The 25,700-nt window shown below is 68.9% G+C and carries 22 protein-coding genes; 1 reads left to right on the top strand and 21 read right to left on the bottom strand.

Annotated features, from left to right (window positions below; translation table 11 throughout):
• Positions 1 to 36 precede the first annotated feature (36 nt).
• Entirely contained in the window at positions 37 to 405 is a 369-nt protein-coding gene (locus ACTWNK_RS35680) for a hypothetical protein (RefSeq protein WP_474309325.1), read from the top strand.
• Between the two features lie 109 nt (positions 406 to 514).
• On the opposite strand, the gene ACTWNK_RS35675 is transcribed toward ACTWNK_RS35680, so the two are convergent.
• The 21 genes from ACTWNK_RS35675 to ACTWNK_RS35575 form a co-directional block, all read right to left on the bottom strand.
• Entirely contained in the window at positions 515 to 1,894 is a 1,380-nt protein-coding gene (locus tag ACTWNK_RS35675; RefSeq protein ID WP_474309324.1) for an amidohydrolase family protein, read from the bottom strand.
• Between the two features lie 17 nt (positions 1,895 to 1,911).
• Positions 1,912 to 3,060, bottom strand: a complete 1,149-nt coding sequence (locus ACTWNK_RS35670) for a substrate-binding domain-containing protein (protein WP_474309323.1) — start codon at positions 3,058 to 3,060, stop codon at positions 1,912 to 1,914.
• Positions 3,061 to 3,131: 71 nt separating this feature from the next.
• Entirely contained in the window at positions 3,132 to 3,953 is an 822-nt protein-coding gene (locus ACTWNK_RS35665; RefSeq protein WP_474309322.1) for an ABC transporter permease, read from the bottom strand.
• Positions 3,950 to 4,687, bottom strand: a complete 738-nt coding sequence (locus tag ACTWNK_RS35660; protein ID WP_474309321.1) for an ABC transporter ATP-binding protein — start codon at positions 4,685 to 4,687, stop codon at positions 3,950 to 3,952. Before ACTWNK_RS35660 ends, ACTWNK_RS35665 begins: the two co-directional genes overlap by 4 nt.
• Before the next feature lie 332 nt (positions 4,688 to 5,019).
• Positions 5,020 to 5,223 (bottom strand): hypothetical protein, encoded by a 204-nt coding sequence (locus tag ACTWNK_RS35655; protein ID WP_474309320.1) that lies wholly within the window; start codon positions 5,221 to 5,223, stop codon positions 5,020 to 5,022.
• An 18-nt stretch (positions 5,224 to 5,241) separates the two neighbouring features.
• Entirely contained in the window at positions 5,242 to 6,417 is a 1,176-nt protein-coding gene (locus ACTWNK_RS35650) for a hypothetical protein (RefSeq protein ID WP_474309319.1), read from the bottom strand.
• Positions 6,418 to 9,054 (bottom strand): DEAD/DEAH box helicase, encoded by a 2,637-nt coding sequence (locus ACTWNK_RS35645; RefSeq protein ID WP_474309318.1) that lies wholly within the window; start codon positions 9,052 to 9,054, stop codon positions 6,418 to 6,420.
• A gap of 269 nt (positions 9,055 to 9,323) precedes the next feature.
• On the bottom strand, positions 9,324 to 10,709 hold the full coding sequence (locus ACTWNK_RS35640) for a protein kinase family protein (RefSeq protein ID WP_474309317.1): 1,386 nt from the start codon (positions 10,707 to 10,709) through the stop codon (positions 9,324 to 9,326).
• Complete coding sequence (locus ACTWNK_RS35635) at positions 10,706 to 11,317, bottom strand: hypothetical protein (RefSeq protein WP_474309316.1); 612 nt, start codon at positions 11,315 to 11,317, stop codon at positions 10,706 to 10,708. The genes ACTWNK_RS35640 and ACTWNK_RS35635 overlap by 4 nt, the downstream gene beginning before the upstream one ends.
• A 296-nt stretch (positions 11,318 to 11,613) precedes the next feature.
• Complete coding sequence (locus ACTWNK_RS35630) at positions 11,614 to 13,812, bottom strand: hypothetical protein (RefSeq protein WP_474309315.1); 2,199 nt, start codon at positions 13,810 to 13,812, stop codon at positions 11,614 to 11,616.
• The gene (locus ACTWNK_RS35625; RefSeq protein WP_474309314.1) at positions 13,809 to 14,543 is read right to left on the bottom strand and encodes a hypothetical protein; all 735 of its coding nucleotides are present in this window, start codon (positions 14,541 to 14,543) and stop codon (positions 13,809 to 13,811) included. The genes ACTWNK_RS35630 and ACTWNK_RS35625 overlap by 4 nt, the downstream gene beginning before the upstream one ends.
• Positions 14,544 to 14,614: 71 nt before the next feature.
• Positions 14,615 to 15,256 carry a Crp/Fnr family transcriptional regulator gene (locus ACTWNK_RS35620; RefSeq protein WP_474309313.1) on the bottom strand — a complete coding sequence of 214 codons (642 nt, stop codon included), beginning with the start codon at positions 15,254 to 15,256 and terminating at the stop codon, positions 14,615 to 14,617.
• A gap of 86 nt (positions 15,257 to 15,342) precedes the next feature.
• Entirely contained in the window at positions 15,343 to 16,062 is a 720-nt protein-coding gene (locus ACTWNK_RS35615) for a hypothetical protein (RefSeq protein ID WP_474309312.1), read from the bottom strand.
• On the bottom strand, positions 16,059 to 16,991 hold the full coding sequence (locus ACTWNK_RS35610; protein WP_474309311.1) for an NAD-dependent epimerase/dehydratase family protein: 933 nt from the start codon (positions 16,989 to 16,991) through the stop codon (positions 16,059 to 16,061). The genes ACTWNK_RS35615 and ACTWNK_RS35610 overlap by 4 nt, the downstream gene beginning before the upstream one ends.
• Complete coding sequence (locus ACTWNK_RS35605; RefSeq protein ID WP_474309310.1) at positions 16,988 to 18,268, bottom strand: nucleotide sugar dehydrogenase; 1,281 nt, start codon at positions 18,266 to 18,268, stop codon at positions 16,988 to 16,990. The genes ACTWNK_RS35610 and ACTWNK_RS35605 overlap by 4 nt, the downstream gene beginning before the upstream one ends.
• A complete protein-coding gene (locus tag ACTWNK_RS35600; protein WP_474309309.1) occupies positions 18,253 to 19,125 on the bottom strand; it encodes a glycoside hydrolase family 191 protein in 873 nt (290 codons plus the stop codon). Before ACTWNK_RS35600 ends, ACTWNK_RS35605 begins: the two co-directional genes overlap by 16 nt.
• Positions 19,101 to 19,988 carry an NAD-dependent epimerase/dehydratase family protein gene (locus ACTWNK_RS35595; RefSeq protein WP_474309308.1) on the bottom strand — a complete coding sequence of 296 codons (888 nt, stop codon included), beginning with the start codon at positions 19,986 to 19,988 and terminating at the stop codon, positions 19,101 to 19,103. The genes ACTWNK_RS35600 and ACTWNK_RS35595 overlap by 25 nt, the downstream gene beginning before the upstream one ends.
• Positions 19,985 to 20,710: a sugar phosphate nucleotidyltransferase gene (locus tag ACTWNK_RS35590; RefSeq protein WP_474309307.1), complete on the bottom strand. Its 726-nt coding sequence runs from the start codon at positions 20,708 to 20,710 to the stop codon at positions 19,985 to 19,987. Before ACTWNK_RS35590 ends, ACTWNK_RS35595 begins: the two co-directional genes overlap by 4 nt.
• A gap of 13 nt (positions 20,711 to 20,723) precedes the next feature.
• Positions 20,724 to 22,091 (bottom strand): hypothetical protein, encoded by a 1,368-nt coding sequence (locus tag ACTWNK_RS35585; protein ID WP_474309306.1) that lies wholly within the window; start codon positions 22,089 to 22,091, stop codon positions 20,724 to 20,726.
• A complete protein-coding gene (gene pelF, locus ACTWNK_RS35580; protein WP_474309305.1) occupies positions 22,088 to 23,491 on the bottom strand; it encodes a GT4 family glycosyltransferase PelF in 1,404 nt (467 codons plus the stop codon). The genes ACTWNK_RS35585 and pelF overlap by 4 nt, the downstream gene beginning before the upstream one ends.
• On the bottom strand, positions 23,488 to 25,620 hold the full coding sequence (locus ACTWNK_RS35575; RefSeq protein ID WP_474309304.1) for an Agd3-related carbohydrate deacetylase: 2,133 nt from the start codon (positions 25,618 to 25,620) through the stop codon (positions 23,488 to 23,490). Before ACTWNK_RS35575 ends, pelF begins: the two co-directional genes overlap by 4 nt.
• Positions 25,621 to 25,700 lie beyond the last annotated feature (80 nt).

Here is a 25,700-nt window from a genome sequence, read left to right as displayed (position 1 = left end):
CTGGTCCAGACTGGGGGATCAAGCAAAGGAGATCACATGGGCAGAGATCCGAACGACGTACGTAGGGCTCACCTGCTGCGTGCCGTACTGGAGTTGCTGGCCGAGCACCCTCACGGGCTCGACCGGCCCGAGGTCGAGGCCAGGATGATGGAGCGCATGCCACCGCAGCCCGGGGAGTTGGAGCTGATGAAAGACGGCAAGCGCACCCGCTACTGGTACAACGTCGGCTACGGCAGCAACAACGCCTCCACCGGACAAGGCGACAAGTACGACGGCTGGCTGCGCAAGACCAGGCCTCGCTGGCACATCACAGACGCCGGGCGGAAAGCTCTTGAGGCATTCCCCGATCCCCTCGATCTCTGGGACGAGATGAACAGGCTGTATCGCCGCCGCAGAGGAGAGTGATCAGAGGCGGGAGGAGGAACAGCAGGGGCTCCTCCGGCGCTCCAGGCACTCCCGGCGCTCCAGGTGCTGGCCCAAGTGGCGTATGCGCGTCCACACAGCCGGTCGCCCGTCAACCGGACTTCAGCCGGGAAACCCCCACCCCCCGCCACCCGGCCCGCTCCGCCACCTCCCGTGCGAGCCGCCGCCCCCGCTCCACCTGCCCCTGCTCGTCCACCGTCAAGCACACATGCCCCCCGACCACCCGCCGCCCATCCACCCAAACAGCCCGAACCCCCCGAGGCGACGCCCCGTACACCAACTGCCCACAAGGGTCATGCAGAACGGACACGCACACCGAGTCCTGCAGCAGCACCAGGTCAGCCCGTTTGCCCACCTCCAGGGACCCGACGAGGTGGTCGAGCCCGAGCGCACGAGCCCCGTCCAGGGTCGCCATGCGCAGCACGGTGGCGGCGTCGATGACCGATGGGTCGAGGGCGTGGACCTTCTGCAGCAGGGCGGTGGTCTTGACGGCTTGGAGCATGTCCTGGCTGTCGTTGGAGGCGGCGCCGTCGGTGCCGATGCCGACGGTGATCCCGGCGGAGCGCAGGCGGGGCACGGGGCACACGCCGGAGCCGAGGATCATGTTGGCGACCGGGTTGTGGGCGATGGCGACGTCGTGGGCGGCGAGGAGTTCGATGTCGGACTCGGTGACCCAGACGCCGTGCCCGGCGATGAGCGGGCGGTCGAACAGGCCGAGCGAGTACGCGTGCGGTATGGTCCGGCGGCCCCAGCGCAGGGAGGCGGCGACGAGTTCCTCGCGTACCTCGGCGAGGTGGGTGTGTACGGCCCAGCCTCGGTCCCGGCAGGCGTTGGCCCCGGCCTCCAGCAGGGCGTCGCTCTGCCCGAGCAGGGTGCCGACGCCGTACCTGAAGGAGATGAGTTCGGCGCTCTCGCACGCGTCGGCGAGGGCGTACTGCTCGGCCAGGACGCGTTCGACGTCCGCCCAGGGCGGTGTGGCGTCCTCGGCGCCGAAGGACACGACGCCGCGCAGGCCCGCCTCCTGGAGCCCGGCGACGACGCCGAGGCTGGCGGCCTCGTCGGGATTGCAGTGCACGAACATGTCGTTCACCGTCGTCACGCCGGACAGCATCATCTCGATCGCCCGCAGCAGCGTGCCCTCGCGGGCGTGTTCGGTGGTCAGCACCGAGCCGAGCGGCCCGACGATCCGCTCGCCCCACTCGAACAGCGTCAGCTCGGACCCGATCCCGGTCGCCAGCGCCTCCGACAGATGCGTGTGCGTGTTGACCAGGCCGGGGATGAGCAGGCCGGTGCCGTCACCCTCGACCGGCAGGCCGGGCAGTGCCGCACGCAGCTGCGGGTACGGGCCCACCGCGACGATGCGGCCGTCGCGGATGTGCACGGCGCCGTCCTCGATCTCGCCCGGCGGCCCGACCGTGAGGACCCACGCGGCCCGGACCAGGATCTCCTCACGCGACGGGGAAGGGGACACGCGTTCCTCCTGGGAGGTCAGGGCTTGACGCCGATCGAGGGGTCGATGAACTCGTTGGTGACCAGGTCGCCGGGCGTGATGCCGGAGATGTCGGCGTCGGGGGCGTACTCGCCGATCAGGTCGATGAGGGTCTGCACGCGCTTGAGGTCGTAGTTGCCGAGGGTGGCGTCGTCGCCGTTGCCGACGAGGCCCAGGTCGGTCTGTGCCTTGACCGCGGCTTCGGCCTGGCCCTGGGTGTAGCTCCAGCTCGTGCGGTAGCGGTCGACCAGGTCGACGATCAGCTTGTTGGTCGGCGCGGGGTCGGTGATGTAGTCGATCTGGGCCCGCTGCAGGATCGGCACCAGCTTCGACAGGCAGTCGCGCTCCTTGGTGACGTCCTCCTCGCGCACGACCACCGACTGGAAGTACTCGGGAAAGCCGGTGTCGTGGATGAGCTGCCCCACGACGGGCTTGGCCCAGGCCTTGGTCTCGACCTCGTACATGTACGGCTCGGCGGTGATGAAGCCGGTCTCGGCGACCTTGCCGCCTTCGGCGACGAACGTCGCGGGCTTGGGCGAGTCGCTCTGGTCGACCTGGGCCTTGTCGACGATCCCGGCGCCGACGAGGTACTCCTGCCAGACGGTGGCCTCGGCGCCGAACAGGATCTTGACCTTGTCCTTCCTGAGGTCGGCGATGGTCTTGGCGGCCGGGTAGGTGGCCGGGTCCCAGTAGATGGCGTACGGGCTCTTCTCCAGCTGGGCGAACACCGAAACGACCGGCGTCTTCCGCTGTGTCACCAGATGCTCGGACACGCGGCCGTAGCCAAGAAGCAGGCTCTTGTCCTGGTAGAGCAGGGGAGGGGCGGTCTGGTAGCCGACCGAGGCCCCGCCGATGCGGATCTCGACGTCCACGCCGGTGTCGGTCCCGGCGGCCAGCAGCGCGCCCTTGACCGACTTGGCCTCGACGTCGGCGGTGTGGTTCTCGCCGAGCAGCCGGTACAGGCCGCCGTGCTCGGCCTCGGGCTCCCAGTCGGTCTGGATGGCGACGGTGGCGGGGCACACGCCGGACAGCACTCCGGAGCGGGCCTTCGGCGCGGCCTGCGGCTCACCACCGCAGGCGGCGAGCAGGGCGAAACAGGTGACGAGGGTCGTGGCGACGGGCAGACGGCGGGGGAGCGGACTGGACATGACTCGTCCTTGCGTGATCGGGCGCCCCGGCCACGGCCGGAACACCAGGGGATGGACAACCACCAAAAAGATCAGGACGTACGGGACGCCCGGTCGGCCGGGCCCCATGCCTCCGACCAGCCCCCGACGACCCTTCGGCCCAGCGCGCCGAAGATCCAGAAGACGACCACCCCGAGCGCCGCCGCGGCGAAGACCGTGGCCAGCATCTCGGCGGACTGCAGCCGCCCGCTGTAGCGCGAGAGCAGGAGGCCGAGCCCGATGGCCCCTCTGCCGAAGAAGAAGTCGCCGACGACCGCCCCCACGATCGACAGCCCGGCCGCCGTCTGGAGCCCCACGAACACCTGCGGGAGCGCCGACGGGATCTGGAGCTTCAGCAGCCGGGTCAGCGGCCTGGCCTTGGCGAGGGTGAGCAGGTCGTGCAGTCCGCGATCGGTGCCGAGCAGGCCCTGAAGCGGATTGATGACCAGCGGGAAGATCGAGATGATCACGCAGACGACGACCCGCGCCGTCAGCTCGTACCCGAACCAGAAGCCGATGACCGGAACGATGGCGAGGATCGGGATCGTCTGCAGGAACACCACCCAGGGATAGAGCGAACGCTCGATCCAGCGCGCCCGCGCCATGAGCACCGCCAGCACCGACCCGAGCACGAACGCGACGACCAGCCCGATCAGCGCCGCCTTGAGCGTCTCCCAGCTCGCCAGCAGGATGTCCGCCCGCACCCGCGCGTCGAACAGCCCCGCCGCCACGACCTCGTCGGGAGGCGGCAGCAGGAACCTGCGGTCCTCGGCGAGCACGCCGTACGTCACCGCGTACCAGCAGGCGAGGACCAGGGCGAGCACGCCGAGCGGCGGCAGCGCCCGGCCGAGCACGGCCGCCACGCGCCTGGTCACGCCTCCTCCTCCAGCGCGCCGGCCACCTTTCCGGCCAGCGCCGCGAACGCGGCCGTGTACCGCAGCCCGGCGGGGCGGGGAAAGGCGAACGGCACGGCGAACTCGGCGACGATCCGGCCAGGCCGCGCCGACATCACGACGACACGGCCGGACAGCAGCACCGCCTCCTCGACCGAGTGCGTGACGAACAGCGCGCCGAACCCGCGTTCCACGAACAGGTCCATGAGCTGGAGGTTCAGCCGGGTACGCGTGATCTCGTCCAGCGCCCCGAACGGCTCGTCGAACAGGAACAGCCCCGGCTCCACGACCAGCGCACGCGCGAGGCTCGCCCGCATCCGCATCCCGCCGGACAGCTGTCTGGGCAGGTGCTCGGCGAAGTCCACGAGCCCGACCGCCTCCAGCGCCGCCTGCGCCCGCTTGCGCACGTCCGCACGGCCGAACCCCGACAGCTCACCGAGCAGCTCCACATTGCGGCGTACCGTACGCCAGGGCATCAGGGTGGGGTCCTGGAAGACGTAGGCCACATCGTCGGTGGCGGTGCGCACGGTCCCGGCCGAGGCGGTGTCCAGCCCGGACGCGAGCCGGAGCAAGGTGGACTTCCCGCACCCCGAAGGCCCGACGACCGAGACGAACTCCCCCCGCCCGACGGCCAGCGTCACCGGATCGAGCGCCCGCACGGCCCCGAACCACCGGGCCACCTCATCGAACGAGAGCAGCGACCTCGCCCCCGTCACACCGCCCCGCCATTCGCATGATCCGTTCCCATGACGACGACGATGCAGCCAACAGCGTCCTACCGGCAAGGGCTCAAAGTTGTCGCCGGATCAGCACCTTGCCAGCACAAGGCGAGTGCGCTAGATGGTGGCGACACACGTTGGAGATGCAGGCGTCGATGGCGTATCACTGGGCTGTGTGTGTCATTCAGCCGCCTTCTTGTCACACCGATGTGCGGAGAGCTGTCGAAGGCGATCTCGCCAATGCAGAATCCCGGGGAGGTGATCGCGTGAGTGCACGCCGGTCGAGAGCTCTTCCAGTAGGCGGCACAGCTGTTCGCACTCCGCGAAGGTCACGGCGCGGGGAATCCTCTGAACTTCTCCGGAGTGAACCTGAGTTGAAATCCCGCCGGTTCGCGTGGTGAGTCGTACCCGTCGTCGTCGCGGTATATGACAGGGACCTGCGTCGTTCCTTCGTGGCCCATCGCGCGGGCAGCGTCGACGAAGTAGTAGAGATCCTGAAACTTGATGTTCCAGAAGTGGACATCAATGCTCATGCTGGTCATGAAGAGTGCCTATTCGAGAGTGTCGAGGTGAGCGATGCGGTCGCGTAAACCGTTCTGTTGGGCATAGGCGCGCAGAGACTCGATGGTGGGGATGTCGATCTCGAGCTGCGTCGCGAGATCGATGAGACGCTGCTCCAGGTCGTCACGGGTGCGGACTTCGCGTTGTCTGGCCATGCCGAGGGCGCGTTCGTGTGCTGCGCGACCCCGTAGACGTTCGTCCTGGCACCACAGCTGAAGGAAGTAGTTCCTGCGGAGCTGGAAGGAACCCACGCGGCTGAGCGGCAGCTTTCCGGCAGGACCGAACGCCCTCGCCGCCAGCACTACGCGCCAGCCGCCATGCGAAGCCTGACTGAGCGTGCCGTGACCGAGACCGCTTTCGGCCAGCCACTCCCGCCACAGCGACTGTTCATCCAGGCTGAATTCGGCCTCGACCCTCGCACGCACTTCTGGGACGTGATGGACGATCCCCTCCAGAAAGAGGTCGCGATCTCTTCCGGCTGCTGTGTAGGCCAGTAAGGACTTCTTGGCGGTGTCGATGAGATAAGCGGGCAGGAACGCCTCCTGGGACCGGATGTCCCGGATCTCGGTGAGCGAGGCATTCAGGTTGTAGGCGGCCCGATCCGGCCGCGCGGCGAGGCCGGTGACGAGCTTCTCGCTGAACGGGGTCAGCGCGAACAACGGACGAAAGCGGGTGTTGTCGGCCAGCACCTCCTTGCTCGCGGCGGGTGTGTCTAGGATGGCGACCGAACCGTCGTAGTGACTCTTGGGCAAGGGGTGTCCGGTGAATCTTTCGAAAAGGAGCTTTCTCCGGCTCTCCTTGCGCAAGGCATAGCGCACTCCCTCGCGGTGGGAGCGCAGGCCCAGCTCGGTCAGGCGGATGACGCCTTCGCCCGTGACGGACAGATGGCCCATGATCGCCAGGAAGTGCAGGCATCGATCCACCAAGGAGCGATCGAGGCCGAAGAAGCTGCTGAGCTCACCGACGGTCGTCACGCCCCCGTCGGCCACGGCGCGGACAAGAAAGCGGTCGATCACCTCGTAGGCCTGCTGCTCGTAGAGGTCGGCCGTGACTTCGGCCTGCCACAGAGGCCATAGAACGGGAAAGATACGCACGGGGTGCGCGCCGGATCGGACGACCGCATGCTCTACAGCGCGTATCGCGGGGTAGATGATGTTCTGCCCCATTCAGACCTCCCCGACGGTGTCGATCAGGGCGCTGATCTCGTGTGATGGCCGCAGGTCCCCGACTCGTCCGACGTGGGCCACCATGGCCTTCATCAGCTGGGCGAACTCCTTGTTCTGCGCTCTGGTCAGTGTCGTGGTGTCGCCGACGACGACCAGTTGGGCGCGTGCCCTGGAGATGGCCACATTCAGTCGGCGCAGCTCCTTGAGGAATCCGACCTGGCCGCCGGGATTGCTGCGGGTGAAGCCGTACACGATGAGGTCTCGCTCGCCGCCTTGGAATGAGTCGACGGAGCCGACCTGCTCCGCCGCTTCGGGTATGTCGAGTCGACGCCGGATCAGCTCGGCCTGGGCGTTGTACGGCACGATCACCGCCCAGTCCTTGTAACGAGGCGCATAGGCGTTGATCAGCCGGACGATCAGCTCGGCTTCCGCCTCGTTGCGGTAGCCGGCCTTCTCTCCGGTCATCTTCGTCTCGCGCCTGCGGGAGGGTGCGAGGTCGGACGTGTCGATCATGGCGAATGGGCTTGTGAAGATCGGGTCCGGGTCTCGGCCGGGATGCTCAGTGCGCAGGATGCCTCCGTAGAACGCTGTGGAGACGAAATCGGCGACCTCACGGGGCATGCGTCGCTGCTTGCGCAGCATGATCTGGTGATCGTCGGGTAGCGTGCCGTACAGCTGCTCGAACGCGCTTCGACGCAGCACGTCGCCGATCGTCTCAACGGCCTCGGGAGTGATGTCGTCGTCGGCCATCAGCCCGTCGGCCCACGCCTTGATCTCCTCGTCGAGGTACGGCGGCAGTTGATGGTGATCACCCACCAGGAGGGTGCGCCTGCCGCGTACCAGCGGGACCAGCAGGTTGGGTGTTGAGATCTGACCGGCCTCGTCCACGATGACCAGGTCGAATTCGAGGTCGGCCAGAAGCGGCGTGGTCGCGGTGCCGATGCAGGTGGCGCCCACCACAGTGGCGTAACGCACCATTTCGCGTTGCAGCTCCTCGCCGACCGTCGCGAGACCGGCACGCCACTGGGCGAGCATCTCCGCCCTTGCGGACAGAGCGGCCACGGCCCGTTCCAGTGACGCCTGCTCGATGCGTCTGCCAGGGAGCGCTTCACCGGGCCGCACCGGGTTCAGCGGCAGCCAGGCGGAGATCATGGGACGGAGCATGGACGTCGCACGTTCCGCCTCGGCGAGTTCACGCTCACGCTGCGCGTGTGCGGCTTGGATCTCCTCGGCCAGGCGCAGTGCCTGTGGGTCGCCCGCGACCCGCTCCTGAAGTCGAGCTTGGATGGTGGCGTTCGCGGCATCGGCCTGCGCCAGCCTGGCCTGAGCAGTGGCGAGGTCCTGCTGCGCGGAGTGGACCTTGGGCAGTCGCCGGCCTGCCAGCCATTGGAAGAAGAAGGCGAAAGCACCCGAGTCCGCCTTGGAACGACTGCTCTCGTATCGCCGACGTGCGGTGTGCAACACGGTGTCGAGCCTGGCGGTCAGTGCACGAGCGGTCGTGAGTTCGAGTTCGGCCTGGTGCAGATGCTCGGCGATCGGCGCGGCCACGCGTGTGACGGCAGCCTTTCGCTCGGCCTGAAGCTCACCGGCCCGATCGTCCGCCGACACGGCGCCGTCGAGGCATTGAGCCAGATATCCGAGCCAGCGCCCAGCAGGCGCATCCGAGTGGGAGAAGGCGGCCAGTGCCGCTGCGGTGCCCTCGGTCGCGGCCATGATCCGGCGCTGTTCCTGCTGCACGCGTGTCTCGACCATGAGGCCTCTGGCGTGAGAACTCATCTTGTCCTCGTTGCCGACCCTGACGGTGAAGACGTCCTCGGGCAGCTTCTCAAGAACGTTGTCCACGGCACGGTTGGTGTGTGAGGTGATCAGTACCCGCTGGCGGCCCGCGCACGCTGCGACGATCTGGGCTATGGTCCTGGTCTTGCCGGTGCCGGGCGGTCCGAGAACAAGCAGCATGTCCGGAACAGTGAGCGCACGCTGGAAGGCTGCGAGCTGACCGCTCTCCTGGTCGAGCGGCTCGCGCGGCCGAGCGTTCGCGTCCGGCTCGTACGCGGAGACCTGCCGATCGACGAGTTGGTGGAGCAGGCGGGGGTTGGCTGCTTCCCCCTCGCGGAGGCGGGTCACCGCGTCGGCCTGTGCCCTGAAGATACGGTCGCTCGGCATTGCCATCAGTGCTCCGACGGCCGGTACCTGTCCATAGTCGATGGCGCGTTCGAACCGGATCGTCAGGTCTGTGCCTTTGATCCGGATGACTCTGCCCCGCAGCTCTGGTCGTTCCTTGACGTAGAGCACGGTGCCTTCCGCCACTTCGACAGTGCGCAGGAGTTGGAAGGTGTAGACGTCGCGGGTGGAGTGGCGCTGTTCCCTGGCGCTGCTCTTGTTGCGATAGAGCAAGGGCTCGGCGTCCAGCTGCTTGGCGATCTCAAGGTCCTTCCCCGCCTCGATCACCCGGGACATCAGGTCCAGGTAGTGGCCGTGCCGAGGCGGTAAAGGCGAGCCGGAGACGACCGGCGCCTCCGCCTGCGCCCAGGCGTGGTGCAGAAGCTCGGTGTGGGCCGACATACCGGGCCGAACATCGCGCACGTGGTGAAACGCCTGGAACCCATATGGGCACCGAAGAAGCAGGGCGGCGGTCACCAGCCGCTCCTCGTCCCTGAACGTGCGTGGGGCGGCGCTACCCAGACTGTAGGCGTCACCTCGATTGGTACGGAAGAGCCAGGCGACGTGCCTGCTCGTATAGACAATGAGGCGTCCGTCGTCGATTCGGGCAGGCAGGGCGCCCGCACGGGCGAGGGCGCTCATCTCCTCGACCAGCGCGAACGGATGCAAGGGCGGGCCGAGCTTCGTGTGGACCTTCGGGGACGGCACGACCGCGACGGCTGTGTTCAGCAGCACCGGCACCGTTGTCATGACCCTGCCCCCTGAGACAGCGAGGCGCGGGCCCGGCGCAGCTCCGCCGAGAGGGTGCGAATGTCGGCAGGACGTCGTGCGGGATCGGCATCAAGTGCCTGAGCCAACAATTCCTCCAACGCGTCAGGAAACCCCGGCACGACCGCACGCAAAGGCAGGGCGGATCCGGGCAGCCCGGAGACGGTGTGATGAACGAGTGCGGCGATCTGATAGATGTCGGTTCGTGGCCCCGGCGGCAGGGACGCCAGGCCGGGCCGAAGCTGTTCCGGCGCCTGGTAGGGAGCGACGCCTTCGCCAGGAAGCACGCCGACGGCGGCGAGTCCGAGATCACGAAGCGCCGCCTCGTGCCTGCCATCCCGAAGGATCAGCGCATCTGGGCTCAAGGCGCGATGGGAGTGCCCTCGCCGATGCAGATGGCGGAGGGCGTCGCAGGCGGCGGCGGCAGCCGCGGTCACGGCAGCCGCACCCAGCCGATCAAGCGCAGTGGCGGGCCCCAACGCCTCTCGCCATGTCATGCCTCGCGGATGTGTGCTGGCCAGTGTCATCAGGCGATCACCGGCACGGATCGCGGCGAGCTTGCGCGGCAGGTTCCGCACGTCGGCCAGCTCGTCCATGAGTGCGGCCTGGGCCAGCAGGCCATCGAATCTCGTCCGGCCATGAGGCGAGTCCCGGAACAGCTGAACCTGCCGCAGGACGACACGTCGGCCCGGCGGGTCGATCTGGTCGGCGCTCCCTTGCCGTGACGCCCACGAGAGGTCGGCGGCCAGGGTCTCCGTGGCGTCCTCGTGCAGGAGGTACGCGCCGTTGACCGCGCCGGGACGCCAGTGGCCGTCGTCGCCGGAGACGGAGGGCGACACCGGTGCCGCGTGGTTGTCCGACGGCGGGCGATAGGGGTTGTAGTACAGATGCCGGACGTGGTCCGCCTCAGGCCGGGCGAGGAGGGTGCGGAGCCTGGTCTCGTCCCAGAGTTCGATCTTGATACCGGTTGCCGCCTGCTGCTTGGCACGCCAGCGCGCCCACCAGTTGTGGGCGGCGGGCGTCATGCTGCAGGGAATACAGAGAGTCCATCGATCGATTGCATGGCCATGATCGGACCGGCCTTTGAGTGCCGATCTGAAGGAGTGCCTCACCTGTTGGTAGTGAGAGGGGTTGAACCCATCGATGAAGTACTTCGCCTGCCAGATGGAGACGCGGTCGTGGAGTTCTCCGACCAGGACGTCAATGCCCCAGTCACCTTCCCCGCCGCTCGGTTCGAGCGTGTAGGCCTGGACGCCTTCAACGGTTTGAACCAGCATTCCGAGCATCTGCTCGAACTCGATGCGGGCGCCTTCCTTGTTCTGCCGTTCGTGCGCACGGAAGTTGATCGGGGGCTGGCCTGTCATGTCGCACGCATCCGCGGTGGGGTCGCCGGTCCCATCATCCGGAACTCGTCGTGGTTGAGCAGTTGTTCGCGGCCGTCCAGCAGATAGCTCAGCACGACGCAGTGCCAGGGCGCCCAAGGGCCCGACACACGCAGCGGATACTCGCCCTGGAGGTGGACGATGAACGAGAAGCCGGCCACGGCAGGCCACAATCCCATGATGGAATCCAATCCCCATGAGTGCCATCGGTGGTCCGCGTACGCGAGAATGCGGTGACTGGTCACGAGCGTCGGCGTCCAGCCCATGGGCCGCCATTGGTCCATCGCCCGCCGGAGCGCCCTGGTGCGACGGATCGAGTTGCCGACCAAACTGACCGCCAAGCTTGCGGCCATGGCAGCAGGGTGACCGAGAGCGATGCCCGATACGCGATAGCTGACCTCCATCCCGCACCAGATCTCGTGCAGTTGTGACGCTTGGGCATGTAACTCCTCGCCGGGGAGGAGCCGGATGTCGTTGGTCCACAGTGCGGGGAGCGGGCGACCGGCCAGGAGGTCCCCGCGAAGGCTGCAGGCGTCCTGCCAGCCCTGGGCGAAAGCGTGTTCCGGATAGGGGTGCACCTGATTCCCCACGGCACTAGAGAGTCAATTGCAGCGGGAGACTAGCGGATCTCACTCATCTCCGTCAGAAATCATGAAATAGCATGAAATACGGTTGGCTGTTCGCCAGGGTCGCATCGTCGGAGGAGTAAGGCGCGACACATGAGCGGCTATTCTTCGAGGGCTGCTGACCTTGCTGGTTACTGGCAGTGACGGGCCGCAAATCGGACTATATTGCCACTCTTGGTGTATGTGGAATAAATAGTGCCCTGGTATTAATAGTGAACAATTTTCGCCAGATGTCGCGCCAGTGCAACCGTGCGTTGCCCTTACCGCCTACGGCGGGGCTGGCGGCCTGGGGTGAGGGCGCCTCGCACCTGGACCCAGGCCACCAGTGCCCAGCGGCGCCACTCCGGTAGCAGGATGCGGGTGAGGATCGCCTCCTTCACCCCCCGATGCAGGCGAGGATGTGTCCCCGCCCAGGTCACCACCAGGGGGATCAGCACCCGCCGCAGCAGTGGGTCGCGCCCGGTGGCGGTGGTGAGGGTGGTGGTGAGGGGGACGCGGAGGCGGGGGCGGGTGGCGGCGGTGTTGAGCCAGAGGGTGAGGGCGTCGCGCAGGCCGGGGTGTTCGGACGGGCGGCGCAGGGCGATGCGCCAGGCGGGGGTGTAGGCGTGCGGGTCGAGGGGTTCGGCGGTCGTGAGGATCGCGGCCAGGCCGTCGGCGTCGGGTACGACGGCCAGCTGGAAGACGAGGGTGGTGCCGAAGGCACGCCTGGCGCCGGTCGAAGGGGTCAGGGCGTCGGGCGTGGCCGCGAGCGTGGTGGCCAGGGCCAGGACGGACACGCGGTGCACGGCGGCCAGGTCGCCCGCGGCCCAGGCGAGCAGGCGCTGGTGCAGGCGCGGGTCGCCGTCGGAGACGAGAAGTTCGACGGCGTCCAGGATCGCCTTGAGATGGGAGTGGCCGAAACGAGGGCGGGGGATCACGTCGAGCAGCAGCCGGGTGGCGACGTCGAGGCGGCGTTCGGCGTCCCTGGGATGGGCGCGTACGGCGGTGCGGGCCCACTGCAGCACTGTACGGAAGACGGTGTCGGCGTCGAGTGCGGCCAGTGACCTGACGACCTCGACGACCTCGTCGCGTACCTGCCGGTTGCCGTGGGTGGCGAGATGCTTGAGCCGGGTCAGCGCCATGGCCAGATGTGTCTGGCCGAGCACCTCGCACACCCGCACGACGGTCAGCTTCAGCGTCTGCGGCGTGTGGTGCTGCTTGGACCAGTCGTACAGCGTGCGCCGCACCTGCCCGCCGACGACGTCGTGCAGGCACGTCTCGGTGAGGGCGATGTAGGCCAGGTCGGAGCGTTCGGCCTCGGCCCAGGTCCGGGCCATCTGGGTGACCTTCTCCGCCTTGTCGTAGTCGGCGGCCAGCCCGGCGAACTCCTCGACCAGCCGGTAGCCCATCGAGGCGTCGAGCGCCAGCACGGTGTCGGTCGGCAGTGCGGCCAGCCACGACAGCAGCTCCATCCTGGCCAGCGGGTACTCCCCGCAGACGTGGCGCAGCACCGATCGGGCGTAGCCGTGCCTGCGGAAGACGATCCGGTCGTCGTCCCTGCCGCTGTCGAGCAGGTGGCTCAGTTCGGCCGTGGGCGTCCAGGCGAGGCCGCCGCCCTGCGGCCTGATCTCCAGCTGTCTGGTCAGGGCGAGCGCGGCTCCGTATATCTGCGTCTCGTCGGCGGGCGCGATGGTGGCGGCGGAGATCATCAGAGCCTGGTCGAGCAGTTCGGCGTGCTTGGCGAACCAGGTGCGCAGCTCGTCGGCCCAGCCCAGGTAGGCGCGCTCGACCTCGTGCTCGCCGCCGCCCTCGCGCAGGATCTCGGCCGCGAGCTTGGCCAGCCGTTCGGCGTCGGCGGGGCTCGCGCCCTGGAGCAGTTCGAGGCCGCGCCGCCAGTCGGGCCAGTGCGACTCGCCGAATCCACGCCGGTACAGGTGGCTGCGGTACACCGCGTCGGCGGGCGGCGTCTCGATCGTGATCGGCGTGAGGAAGGTGGCGAAGGGGCGCTGCTCGGCGGGCGTGCCGACCACGACGGCATAGCCGTTGGCCTCCCGTACGGCATGCAGGAACGTGCGCAGCCGGGCGGGCTGCTCGTCGCGGGCGCGCACGATGTAGCCGTGTGTCCGGCTCTGGGTCTCGACCTCGTCGACGTCGTTCTCCTCGGCGCTGAAGATCTTGATCGGCACGCCGGGCCTCAGGTGCCGCAGCACCGCGACGGCGGTCGTCTCCAGGCCCGAGCCGCGTGCGCCGCTGATGGCGATGACGTTCTCCCTGGCCAGAGCCTCGCCGATGCGCCGATGGTTGCGTACGGGCACGTAGACGGCGACCTTCTCGGTGACGTCCTCCTCGCACAGGATCATCGAGGGCCTGCCGCGGATGGTGTTGATCTGGTGGACGACGAGATCGCGGCCGACGGTGTTGCCGAAGACGTTCTGGGAGTCGTCGCCGATCGTGACGTCCTCGATGATCGTCGTCGTCACGAGTCCCCCAGGCGCAGGTCGCCGGTCACCGTGTTGCCGAACACGTTGCGCGAGCCCTGCCCGGTGATGTGCACACCGCTGAGCGAGACGCCCGCCGGGGGAGCGGGCCGTACGGGTGGGGGCGCGGGCGGGGGCGCGATGGAGGAGGGCACGGGCACGTGGAGGTGGGCCGTGCGGTCGAAGCTCTTCACCGCCACCCGCACGGGTGTGAACCGGCTGGGCCGCAGGGTGGTCCTGCCGCCCGCGACATATGTGGAGAAGATCTCCTGCGAGGCCAGGAACGCCACGAAGGTGACGTCGGGATCGCTGTCCAGCAGGGCGTCGCGCAGCGGCCCGCAGTCGAGCATCCGGCAGACCTCGACGGTGGCGCTGGAGACGCCGGGCGCCTCGGGCCGTTCGTCGTCGACGAGCCCGACGTGCAGGGCGACCCGCAGTCGCAGGCGCAGCCCCTCGGCCCGCAGTTCGGGCGCCACGGCGGCGAGCGCGTCCTGGAGCCTGAGCGGGAACCTGTCGACGAGTGTGGCGATCGACTCGTGCGGCAGGATCGCGAGGATCCCGTCGCCCGTGCTCTCGACGAAGGCCGCCGATCGCCACACCTCGGCCAGGCCGCTCGCCGCGCAGGCGGCCACCAGCGCGTGGCGGATCTCCATGTGCAGGCGGGGCAGGTCGGCGTCACGGTTCCGGCTGAACTTCTCGGCGTCGACGCTGAGCAGCGCGCTGTACTTCTCCATGGACGGGCCTCCCTGGCGAGTGGTCGGTCTTGCCCATGATGCAGATGATCTGCCGACTATGGTGTCTTAAATCAGACATCGCCCTCAGTTGATACCGCCAGCGCCCGCAGCCTCGCCGGATCCTCGATGGTCACACGGCCGTCCCCGGTCGAAACCACCCGCGAGGTGCGCAACCACGCCAGCTGCGCCGCCACCACACTGCGCGACAACCCCACCGCCTGGCCGATCTCCGTCTGGCTGAGCACCACCTCCAACGGCCTGCCGGGCACGGGTACGGCCAGCCGCAGCAACGCCCGGACCACACGCTGCCTGGCCGGAAGCGCCGCCGTCTCGGCACGCCAGGCCTCGCCCTCCCTGATCCGCAACATCGCCCGCCGCAGCAGCACCGACTCCTCCTGCGCCGACCGGACGAAGGTCAGGAAGCGCCCGGCGCCCAGCGTCCTGGTCCGGCACGCGTCGAGCGCGACGACGGTCGCCGACCTGTCGCTCTCGCCGACCACACCCATCACCCCGAGCACCTCACCGGGCCCGCGTACGGCCAGCAGCAGCGTCCCGCCGTCGGCCAGGTCCAGCAGCACCTTGACCCGCCCCTCCAGCAGCAGCACGACATGGGTGGAGGCGCCGCCCTGGTGCAGCACGACCTCGCCCCGCCCGAACCCGCGAGGTGTGCCTGCGGCCACCAGCCGCGCCCACATGACATCGGAGACGTCCATCGCCCTCCGTTGTCTCACGGATCCCGCGCACATGCGAAAGGACCGGCGCCGTCACAGCCTCCCAGGCGACGGCGCCGGTCCGGTCATCAGATCTTCGACAGCACCCGATCGCTGACGAAGCACAACATGCCGAACTCCCTGGCCCGGCGATAGGCGTAGTCCGACAGCTCGTCGTCCTCGGCATAGTCCAGGGCGTACAGGTCGAGGTCGAACTCCAGAAGGTGCTCGGCCACCGAGGCGTGCACCTCCAGCACGTCGTCGGGCCAGGGGGCGTAGCTCTCGGTGTCCACCCAGCGGGCGGAGAACGACTCGAACAGCACGCCGTCCACCAGGTCGGCCATCTGCGGCAGCAGGCCGAAGCCGCGGTTGGCCAGCAGGTAGTCCGGCCTGGCCTCCTCCCGGATCGCGGCGATCAGGGTGAGCAGGTGCGGCAGGTCCTCCGGATAGGTCTGCTCCAGGTTGAGCGTGTCGAGGAACAACCCGGTGAACCCGGTCGCGATCGCCCCCTTGGCCTGGTCCACGACATGCGCCATCCAGCGGGGATCGCCCACGTGCACGAACGCGCCTCCCCAGTCGGGGTTGCGCTCGGGCCGATGCCAGGGCGCGGGCGGCCCGACGTCCTCCGACAGCGACAGGTACCCGAGCGTGTGCACGCCGCCGTCCTTGAGCACGTCCAGCTGCGCGGGCGTGTAGAAGTCGGCCTGCAGCACCACCTTCTCGAACACCGAGAGCCGCTCCAGCTCGCCGTCGCCGTAGTAGAAGCAGATCGGCGACTTGACGGCACGCGCCTCGCCCGTGGCGGTCATCGGCGCCCGCCGTACCAGTCGAAGGTACGGCGTACCCCCTCTTCGAGGCCGACCTTGGGCTCGTAGCCGGTCAGGGAGCGCAGCAGGGTCAGGTCGGGGCAGCGGCGGGCGACCGAGCCTTCGGGGGCGGGCACGGTCATGACGGAGGGGTCGAATCCGGCCGTTCTGAGGATGAGCTTGGCCAGGTCCCCGATATTGGTCTCCTCGGTGTCGTCGCCGATGTGCACGACGCGGCCGTAGGCCTCGGGGGTGGCCATCAGTGCGATCATGGCGTCGACGGCGTCCTCGACGTAGCAGAACGCCCGGCTCTGGTCGGCCCCGTAGAGCGTGAACGGATCCTGCCCGGCCGCCGCGCGCAGCGACAGCTCGGGAATGACGTGGTCGGCCCCCATCCTCGGCCCGTAGACGTTGTGGAAGCGCCCGACGACCGCGTGCGCCGAGTGCAGCACGGCGGCCTCGCCGAGCATCTTGCTGATGGCGTAGGAGAAACGCGGCGAGGCGACGTCCTCGATGACGAGCGGCACGCCTTCGGGTGTGGGGACCGGCACGACGCCCGCGCTGACGCCTCCGGCGTACGCCTCGCTGGTGGAGGCGAAGAACAGGCGCTCCTGCGGGGTGATCCAGCCCAGCAGGTTCAGCACCGCCAGTGTGTTGACCCTGATGACGCGGGCCGGATCGGCCTCGACGTTGCGCACGCCGACGACGGCGGCCAGCATGTAGATCTGGTCCCAGCCGTGTTCGAGCGCGGCGTAGGAGGCCGGGTCGGTCAGGTCGGCCGACCTGACGTCGGCGGGCAGCGCCTCCAGTTCGGGGTCGCGCCTGCCCCGGGAGAAGTCGTCGACGATCGTCACCGTGTGGCCGTCGGCCAGCAGCCGTCTGGCCAGGTGCAGGCCGATGAACCCGGCCCCGCCCAGCAGAAGGATCTTCATCGGGTGTATCCAATCCCGGCGTAGCGTACGCCGTGCTCGGTGATCTGCTCCTCGTCGAGGACGCGCCAGGAGTCGAACAGCACCTTGATCGGCGAGGACTCCAGCAGCGGCCCGACCTCCAGCGCCCGGTAGTCGGGGTGGTCGTTGATGACGAGCATCGCCTCGGCCGAGGCGAACGCCTTGTCCAGGCTGAGCGGCCTGCCGCCGTACTGCCTGATGACGTCGTCGGTGACGAGCGGGTCGTGTCCCTGCACGACCAGCCCGGCGGCCTCGAAGACCGGCATCATGTCCGCGATCGGGGTGCCGCGCATGTCGTCGGTGGCAGGCCAGCCCTTGTAGGCCCAGCCGAGCACCGACAGGCGCACCCCTTCGCTCTGCCCGAACTCCTCGCGGATCAGCCCGACCAGCCGCTCGGCGACATGCGCGGGCAGCCGCTCGTTCAGCGCCCTGGCCCTGCCCACGAGGTACGGCGTGTGCGTGCCCGCGCTGGCCAGCATGATGTACGGGTCCTTCGACAGGCAGCCGCCGCCGACATAGCCGGGCTTGGCCAGGTCCGGCCGGGGATAGTCGAGATTGGTGGCGGCGATGACCTCAAGGGGGTCGAGGCCGTGCGTCTCGGCGATCAGGGCGAGTTCGTTGCCGAAGGCGTAGATGAGGTCGGTGTGGCAGTTGTTCGACAGCTTGACCATCTCGGCCGCCTCCAGGCTGGAGACCGGCACGATCTGGTCGGCCAGCCCCTCGAACACCGCGATGCCCGCCGCCAGGCTCTCCTCGTCCAGACCGCCGATGACCTGGGGCAGCTCGACGAGCTCGCGCAGCGCCTGGCCCTGGATCGTACGCTCGGGCGCCATCACCAGGCGTGCGCCCTGACCCAGCTCGGGCAGGACGACGCTCCTGCTTGCGCCGATCGGCACCGTGCTGCGCACGACCACCAGCGTGTCCTCCGAGCACGTGGTGGCGACGTGCCGCGCGGCGGCGGCGAGGTTGGTCAGGTCCGGCCTGCCCGTCGTGAGATCGACCGGCGTCGAGACCGACAGCACGGCGGCGTCCAGCGGCGTGCCCGGCAACTGCGAGCCGATCGTGATGCGCGTGCCGAGATGCTCGGCGAACACCTCCTGCACACCGGGCTCGTAGACGTGGATACGCCCGTTGGACAGCGCCTCGACGACGGCGGGGCTGCTGTCGACGCCGTGTACGACATAGCCGTTGCGGGCGAGCGCGGCCGTGAGGGTCAGGCCGACGTATCCCATGCCGATGACGCCTACGGTCTTGGGCATCGTGTGTTCCTTTCGGTGTCGAGAGCGAGCACGGTGACGTTTCCCGCGAAACCGTGCTCCTGGTATCGGCGGCAGGCCGCCCTGACATTGGCGGGGTCCTGCGCGTAGTCGGTGGCGAGCACGCGCTTGCCCTGCCGTCTGAGTGCGAGGGTCTCGGCGAGGTTGCCCGCGCACCACTCGGCCGTGCACGGCCGGTCGGTGGCGCGGAAGAACAACTCCTCCATGCCGATGCCGTCGATGGCCTCGGTGTAGCCGCGCTGGTGGCGCAGCTCGGGGGAGTTCTGCGGGAAGACGAGGAAGCCGGGCCGTGCCCGTTTGACGTGGGCGCTGATCCTGATGACCAGGTCGGCCATCTTCCTGGCCAGGCTCCCGCGCGTCTCGCCTGGCACCAGGCTCAGGTCGATCTCCTCGTAGGCGAGCGGCGTGTCGAGGTAGACCCCGTCGAACCCGGCCCGCAGCGCCTGCTCCACCCGGGGGGCGAGCACGCGCTGCCACCACAGGGGCTCCCAGTACCTGACGAAGTGCTCGTCCGGCCACTGCTTCCAGGAGTTGAGCCGAAGGCCGCGCGTCTGCGGGTACTCGGTGCGGAACTCCTCGATCGAGCCGATCTCGAAGTAGGCCAGCACCTGCTTGCCGCTCGCCCGCACCCGGGCGATCTCGGCCTCGGTGAAGTAGCCGGGCACGGTGCCGTCCCTGGACAGATCCACGATCGCCAGCTCGGCCGGAGCCGCCGCCACCCGGTCCAGCCGCCCCTGCGGGTACCCGGTCAGCACGTAGACGAAGCCGCCACCCGCCTCGGCCACCGGCCCCGCACACCCCGCGAGCACCAGGATCAGGGCCAGTACGGCGAGGCGCACCACAGCTCCTTCACCGACTCGGCCATGGTGTGGCGAGGCTGCCACCCGAGCAGCCTGCCCGCCCTGCCGATATGGGCCTGGCTCCAGCCGATCGAGGCCGACCTGGCCGACTCCGGCTCGCCCTCGCGGATCTCACCGGCGAACCCCGCCTGCTCGGCCAGCATGAGCACCGGCTGCCTGGTGGCCACGGCGTTCCCGCTGCCGACATTGAACACGCGAGCGGCGAGCGAGGGCACGAACGCGGCGGCGACGACGGCCTCGGCGACGTCGCGCACGTCGACGAAGTCACGCATCGCGCCGAGCGGCCCGAGGTCGATGTGCCTGGCGCCCTCGGCCGCCGCACGGCGCAGCAGGGCGGTGGCCCGGCCGAGCACGCTCTGCTCCGACAGGCCGGGACCGATCGGGTTGAAGATCCGCAGCGAGGCCGCGTCGAGGCCGCACGTCTCGATCAGGCCGGTCCCGGCCAGGTGGCTGACGCCGTAGGCGCTGACGGGGGTGGTGCGGTCCTCCTCGTGGCTGGAGCGGCCGGCGACGCTCTCGCCGTACTCGGCGGCCGAGCCGAGCCTGACCAGCCTGGCGGCGGGTGTGACCAGGGTCATCGCCTCGACCAGGCAGGCGACGACCCCGGCGTTGCCGCGCAGCAAGGCGTCCGGGCCGCCCGACATGGCGCCGACGCAGTTGAGCACGACATCGGGCCTGGTGTCGTTCAGCAGTGCGGCCACCTCCTGCGGCCCGGCGCGCAGCAGGTCGAGCCTGGTCCGGCCGGGACAGCTCAGCTCGCTCACCCGCGGGTCGTCGGCGAGCAGGGCGTGCACCCAGCGCCCGAGGAAGCCGGAGGCGCCGAACAGCAGCACCCTGCTCATCGCGCCGGCTCCCGCTCGGGCAGCAGCAACGGCCTGAACTCCTCGAAGCGCGCGTTGGCCTCGTCGTAGTCGTCCGGCCTGCCGATGTCGAGCCAGTAGCCGTCGAACTCGTAGACGGCCGGAGGCGTCTGCTTGGCCAGCAGGTCGAGCACCAGGTCGTCGAAGCCGAACGCCATGCCTTCGGGGTAGGAGGCGATGGCGCTGCGCGACAGGGCGTAGACGCCCATGCTGACCAGATAGCTGAGCAGCGGCTTCTCCCTGAACCCGATGATGTGCCCGGCCTGCGCCTCCAGGACACCGAAGTCGATCTTGACGACCCTGGGAGCCGTGGCCACGGTCAGCGGGACGTCGGCCGCGCTGTGCGTGGCCAGCACCGCGGCGTAGTCGAGCGTGGTGAGCACGTCGCCGTTCATCACGAGGAAGTGCTCGGGCAGCCGGTCCCTGATGGAGAACAGCGGCCCGATCGTCGACAGCGGTGTGACCTCCTCGGTGTAGTCGACCGCCAGGTCCCAGCGGCTGCCGTCGCCGACGAACGCCCTGATCAGCGGGCTCAGATGGCCGACCGCGAGGGTGGCGCTCGTGAAACCCTGCGACTTGAGCTGACGCAGGATGATGTCGAGGATCGCGTACTCCTCGCCGATGGGCACCAGAGGTTTGGGCAGCGCCGAGGTGTACGGACGCAGCCGCACACCCTTGCCGCCCGCGAGGATGACCACGTGCATGGTGAGGGTCCTTTCAGCGGTAGTGCCACACGTCCTTGAGCGCGTTGGCCATCAGGACGAGAAGGATGAACAGGAACATCAGGCAGGCCGACAGGAAGAGCAGCACGTCGGGCAGCGCGTCCACGGGAGCGGGCAGCAGCAGCAACGAACCCGGATGCACCAGCAGGGCCGCGCCCTGCGCCAGGCAGAGATCGACCACACGGCCCTGGTTGGCCAGCAGGAAGGCGACGAAGTAGGAGACGCCGAGCACGACGTGCGCCGCAGCCATCACCACACTCGCCACCGTCATCACCCCGGTGACGTGCAGGAACAGCAGCGGGATCAGGGCCAGCGCGGCCAGCGAGCCCGCACATGCGGCCAGGCCCGAGACCACCAGCCGCTGCCCGTGCGCGGTGAACTCATCGGGATAGCAGACCTGCCGGATCACCCCTCTGACGTCGTCCTCGAAGCGGTGCGCGCGGTATTCCAGCACGCCCATCCCGAGCACGAGCCCGGCGCCCGCCAGTGCGATGTCGGCCCTGCCCACGACGTAACGCGCCTCGCCCTGCAGCAGGAAGAGCGCGGTGAGCAGGCTGTAGCAGGCCGCGGCGGCCATCGTCCTGGCGTTGAGCCTGACGAAGGCCAGCCCCGACCTGTCGGCACCGCCCTGTCTGCGCGAGAGCAGGACGGCCACCCCCACCACGGCGGCGACGCAGACACACCCGGTCACGACCGCGACCACCATCGCGGTGTGCCCGCCGACCAGCAGGAACGCCACCCCGGACCCGACGGCGGGCGACATGGTCAGGGCGAGCAGGCCCTCACGCTTGTAGAACAGCAGGATGCCCGACGACAGCTGGAAGGCCATCTGCGCGGCGCAGAAGGCCACCAGGGTGGCGGGACCGGGCAGCAGGGCGCCCGAGACGAGCGCCATGCCGACGCCGATCCCGATGCCGTGCCTGAACACCCGCCCCGCCGACCCCTTGGACCCGGTGCTCACCAGGCCGTAGGCGACACGCGTGAGCGCGCCGCCGAACACCCAGCCGATCCCCGTCGTGAGCACCAGCCCGGGCAGCAGCCAGCGTGCGCCGACGGCCGCGGTCGCCGCGGGCAGCAGGGCGGCGGGCATGGCGTAGAGCAGGCCGTGCGCGACCTGGGCCAGCGGCCTGGCCGTACGCTCGGCCGGGTCGCGTCCGGCCGAGCCGGGGGCGGCCAGCTTGGTGTAGACGGCTTCGGCCAGCGCGAACACGTCCTGCTGGCCGTAGCGTTCCTTGGCTATCTTGTCGTTGAGCCCTTCGGACTCCAGGGCGGCGGCCACCTGCAGCGGCTCCACGGCCCTGGCGAGCCTGGGCCGCAGCTGCTCGATGAGGACGTCGAGGGGTTCGATGGCCACCGTGGTCATGCGGACACGCTCGACGGGATGAGCCGGCGGTAGACACCGCGGTAGTCGTCGAGGGACTGGCGCAGGGTGAAACGTTCCATCACCCGGCCCCTGGCGACCGTGCCCAGCCTGCGGCGCAGCTGGGTGTCGGTCAGCAGGCGCACGGCGGCCTCGGCCACCGCCTCGTGGTCGCGGGGCGCCACCACGAAACCGGCGTCGGCGACGGCCTCGGAGACGCCGCCGACATTCGTGCACACGACCGGCCTGCCGCAGGCCATCGCCTCGACCACCGTGTACGGGAAGCCTTCGGAGATGCTGGTCAGCATCACCACGTGTCCCGCGTGATAGGCGTCGACCGGCGTCGAGACCCGTCCCTCGAACACCGCGGACCCGGTCAGGCCGAGCTCCTCGATGAGCGTCACGCAGCTGCGGTGGTAGCTCTCGTTGCCCTCCGGCACGCCGCCGAATATGCGCAGGCGCGCGTCCGGCAGCCGTTGTAAGACGACGGCGAAGGCGCGGATGAGCGTGTGCAGGTCCTTGAGCGGGTCGATCCTGCCCATGAACACCAGCGTCGGCACGTCCGGCTCGCTGCGGGCCAGTGGGAAGTCGTCGGGGTCGACGCCGTTGTACATGACGTGGATGCGCTCGGGGTCGGCGCCCCCGCGTACCTGCCAGCGCTTGTTGTAGGAGGAGTGCGGCGCGATCCGGTCGGCGATGGCGTAGGAGGCGCCCGCCAGCCTCCTGAAGAAGCTGAGCAGCAGCACCCGTACGGCATGGCCGACCGGCTCGGTGAGGTACTGCAGATACCTCTCGCGCAGGTAGACGCCGTGCTCGGACAGGACGATCGGCGTGCCGTGCCGCCATTTGGCCGCCATGGCGACCAGCATGCTGAGGCCGTTCATGGCGACGTGGGTGATGTCGGTCCTGATCGGCGGTTCGGCCAGCGGGCGGAGCATGTGGCCGAGCAGGTGGGCCGCGGTGATGGCGTCGGCGAGGTTGATGCCGTCCATGCGGTTCCAGTACCAGCGGTCCATGAGCTGGGTCAGCGACCTGGTGCAGGTGAGCGCGCCGATGAGGTCGTCGACGCGCGACATCTCCTCCAGCACGGCGAGGAACCTGTCGCTGCCCTCGCCCATCACGGCCGGGGTGAGGATCATCCGCAGGAACTCGTCGTACACCTCGTGGAAGGCCGAGCCCGGCGCTCGCGTGGAGCGCCGGAGATCGGTTCGCCACAAGGGCATGGAGATGACCTGTCCGAGGTTGTCCGGCAGATCCCAGACGGGCCGTTCGGCGCCGTCCACGGTCATCGTGACGACATCCCACTCGTAGTCGGGCATGCCGCGGATGAGCTGATCCATCCAGACGCTCACACCTCCCATGGCGAACGGGTAGGTGCCTTCGGAGACGAGCGTCACCTTCACGGGCGCACGCTCGCGGGCACGGTGAGGGGGACGTTCGCGGCGAGCGTGACGTTGGCCGTCTTGTCGGTGCCGTAGGTGGTGAACCCGGCGGCGTTCGCATTGGTGGCCAGCACCGAGCCCGCGACCGGCGAGGTGAACGTGATCGTGCCCGCGCTCCTGTCGTAGACGGCGTCGGCGCCTGCCGTCAGGGTGGAGAAGTGGGCGTTGCGGCGTGAGACGTGCGTGGTCAGCTCGGTCCAGTTCGGGCTGAGGATCGGCAGGTTGTAGAAGTTCTTGTACTTGGTCATGACGGCGTTGACCCAGTCGAAGACCAGGGTCTTGTTACCGGTGTAGTTGCGCAGGTTGCCCTGGTGGAAGGTGTGGGAGTAGATCGAGCCCGACATGACGTGCTGCAGGCCGATGTTGCTCTCGTTGTCGATGACCTGGGCGTAGGTCTGGTTGACGGGCCAGTACGGGAACTTGCCGTTCGGGCCGTAGTAGGAGTTGTAGAACAGCGTCTCCTCGGCCGGGTCGGTCACGTGGTAGGCCACGTTCGTCGGCCAGTCGGGGACGATCGTCAGCGTCGGCTCCTGCGGCAGCTTGGTGCCGCAGTTGAAGCACGAGGGGCGGTGGCTGACGAACGACATGTTGCCGTGCAGGTACTTCACGCCGGTGTTCTTGGCCGCCTGCAGCAGGTTCGGATTGGCCGCGGCCAGGCCGAAGTCGGTCGGCGGGTCGATGTCGTTGGTCGGGTCTGGGTGGTAGACGCCGAGACCCGAGTACTCGCCGGTCTTCAGCACGGCGGGGTCGACGCTCAGGCCGAGCTGCTGGGCCCGGGTGAGGTTGGTGGTGATCTCGGTCTGGCTGGTGGCCAGGTCGAGGAAGTTCATCTTCGGGTGCGAGAAGGTGTGGTTGACCCAGTTGAAGCCCGTGGGGTTGCACCGGGTGAACGTGGTGAGCCCGTCCGGGCTGAGGATCGGCAGCAGGCAGGCCAGCCCGGCGCCGGCATTGAGGTTGGAGCCCTCGCCGTTGTAGGCGATGTTCAGCTTGAAGTTGGCCGCCTGCGGGTTGGCCGAGCGGAAGCTCTGCTGCTGGCTGAGCGCGTTGGCCGCGTCGTTGAGCGTGATCCTGAAGCCCGGGTTGCTGTCCAGCGTGCCGTTGGTCATCAGGTGGTCGGTGTGGGCGAACCAGTCGTCGACGTCGAGGTTGAGGTAGTGGCGCCGCTCGCCGAGCATCAGGCCCTTGGTCGCCCAGCGCAGCAGGCCGAAGGTGAGCAGGTCGGCCTGGGGGAGGTACTGGTTGGAGGTGAAGGTCAGCGCCACCCGCTCGCGCCCGTCGGCCGAGGTGCTCTTGACGCCGAGCACGTCGTTGCCGGTCTTGATGATCGGATCGGCGGCGCATCCGGCGGCCAGCGTGCTGCGGTACAGGTAGGACTGGCTGATCGGCACGTTGACGCCGGTCTTGAGGTAGTCGAAGACGGCCGCGCCCGCCGGGGTCAGCGTGGTGGCGATCGGCGTGGCGCCCACGCCGCCCTCGGTGCCCGGCCGCAGGCAGTAGTCCTCGGGGAAGGAGCCGTATGAGGTGTAGAGCGAGACCTGCCTGACGCCGAAGTCACGCTCGTAGGCCCATAGAGCGTTCCATTCTTGGGCGTCGAGACCGCTGACGTAGCCCGATCCGTCGAAGTAGAGCTGGGAGTTGTTGGTCAGCAGGACGGCGTTGTACTTGCCGGTCCCGTCGCCCCGCACCAGGTCGCCGAGGTCCTGCGACTTGCTGAGCAGCACGTCGTACGGCATGCCGACGCGGTCCAGCGCGGCCTTCCAGGTGGCCAGGCCGAAGTCCTCCTCGTCCACGGCGACGACGAGCGCGCGCAGGGCGACCTTGTCGGTGGCGGCGGCGGCCAGTGAGCGGGCGGCGGCGCCCGTCTCGACCTCGATCGGGCCCTGGGTGGTGGTGGGCAGCGGGGCTGGGGTGGTGACGGCGGGCAGTTCCACGGGGAGCTTGCCCGGTGCGGCGTGCGCGTGGCTGGAGGGGTCCTCGGGATTGGCCGGGGGATTGGCGGCATTGGCGGGGAGTGCCGGCAGTGCCGCGACCAGGCCGATGGCGATCGGCAGGGAGGCGCGCACCAGCCACGAGGCACGACTAGTTTTCATGATATTTCCCATCTAAACTCCACCATTCATGACTTATGTGTCTGTACTGCTGTGCCGGGACACATAGGGTGAATGGCATA

This window comes from Nonomuraea sp. IBHARD001 (genome assembly GCF_056106265.1).
Note: the sequence above shows the minus strand (reverse complement) of the source record. Positions and strands in the feature narration are given on the sequence as shown.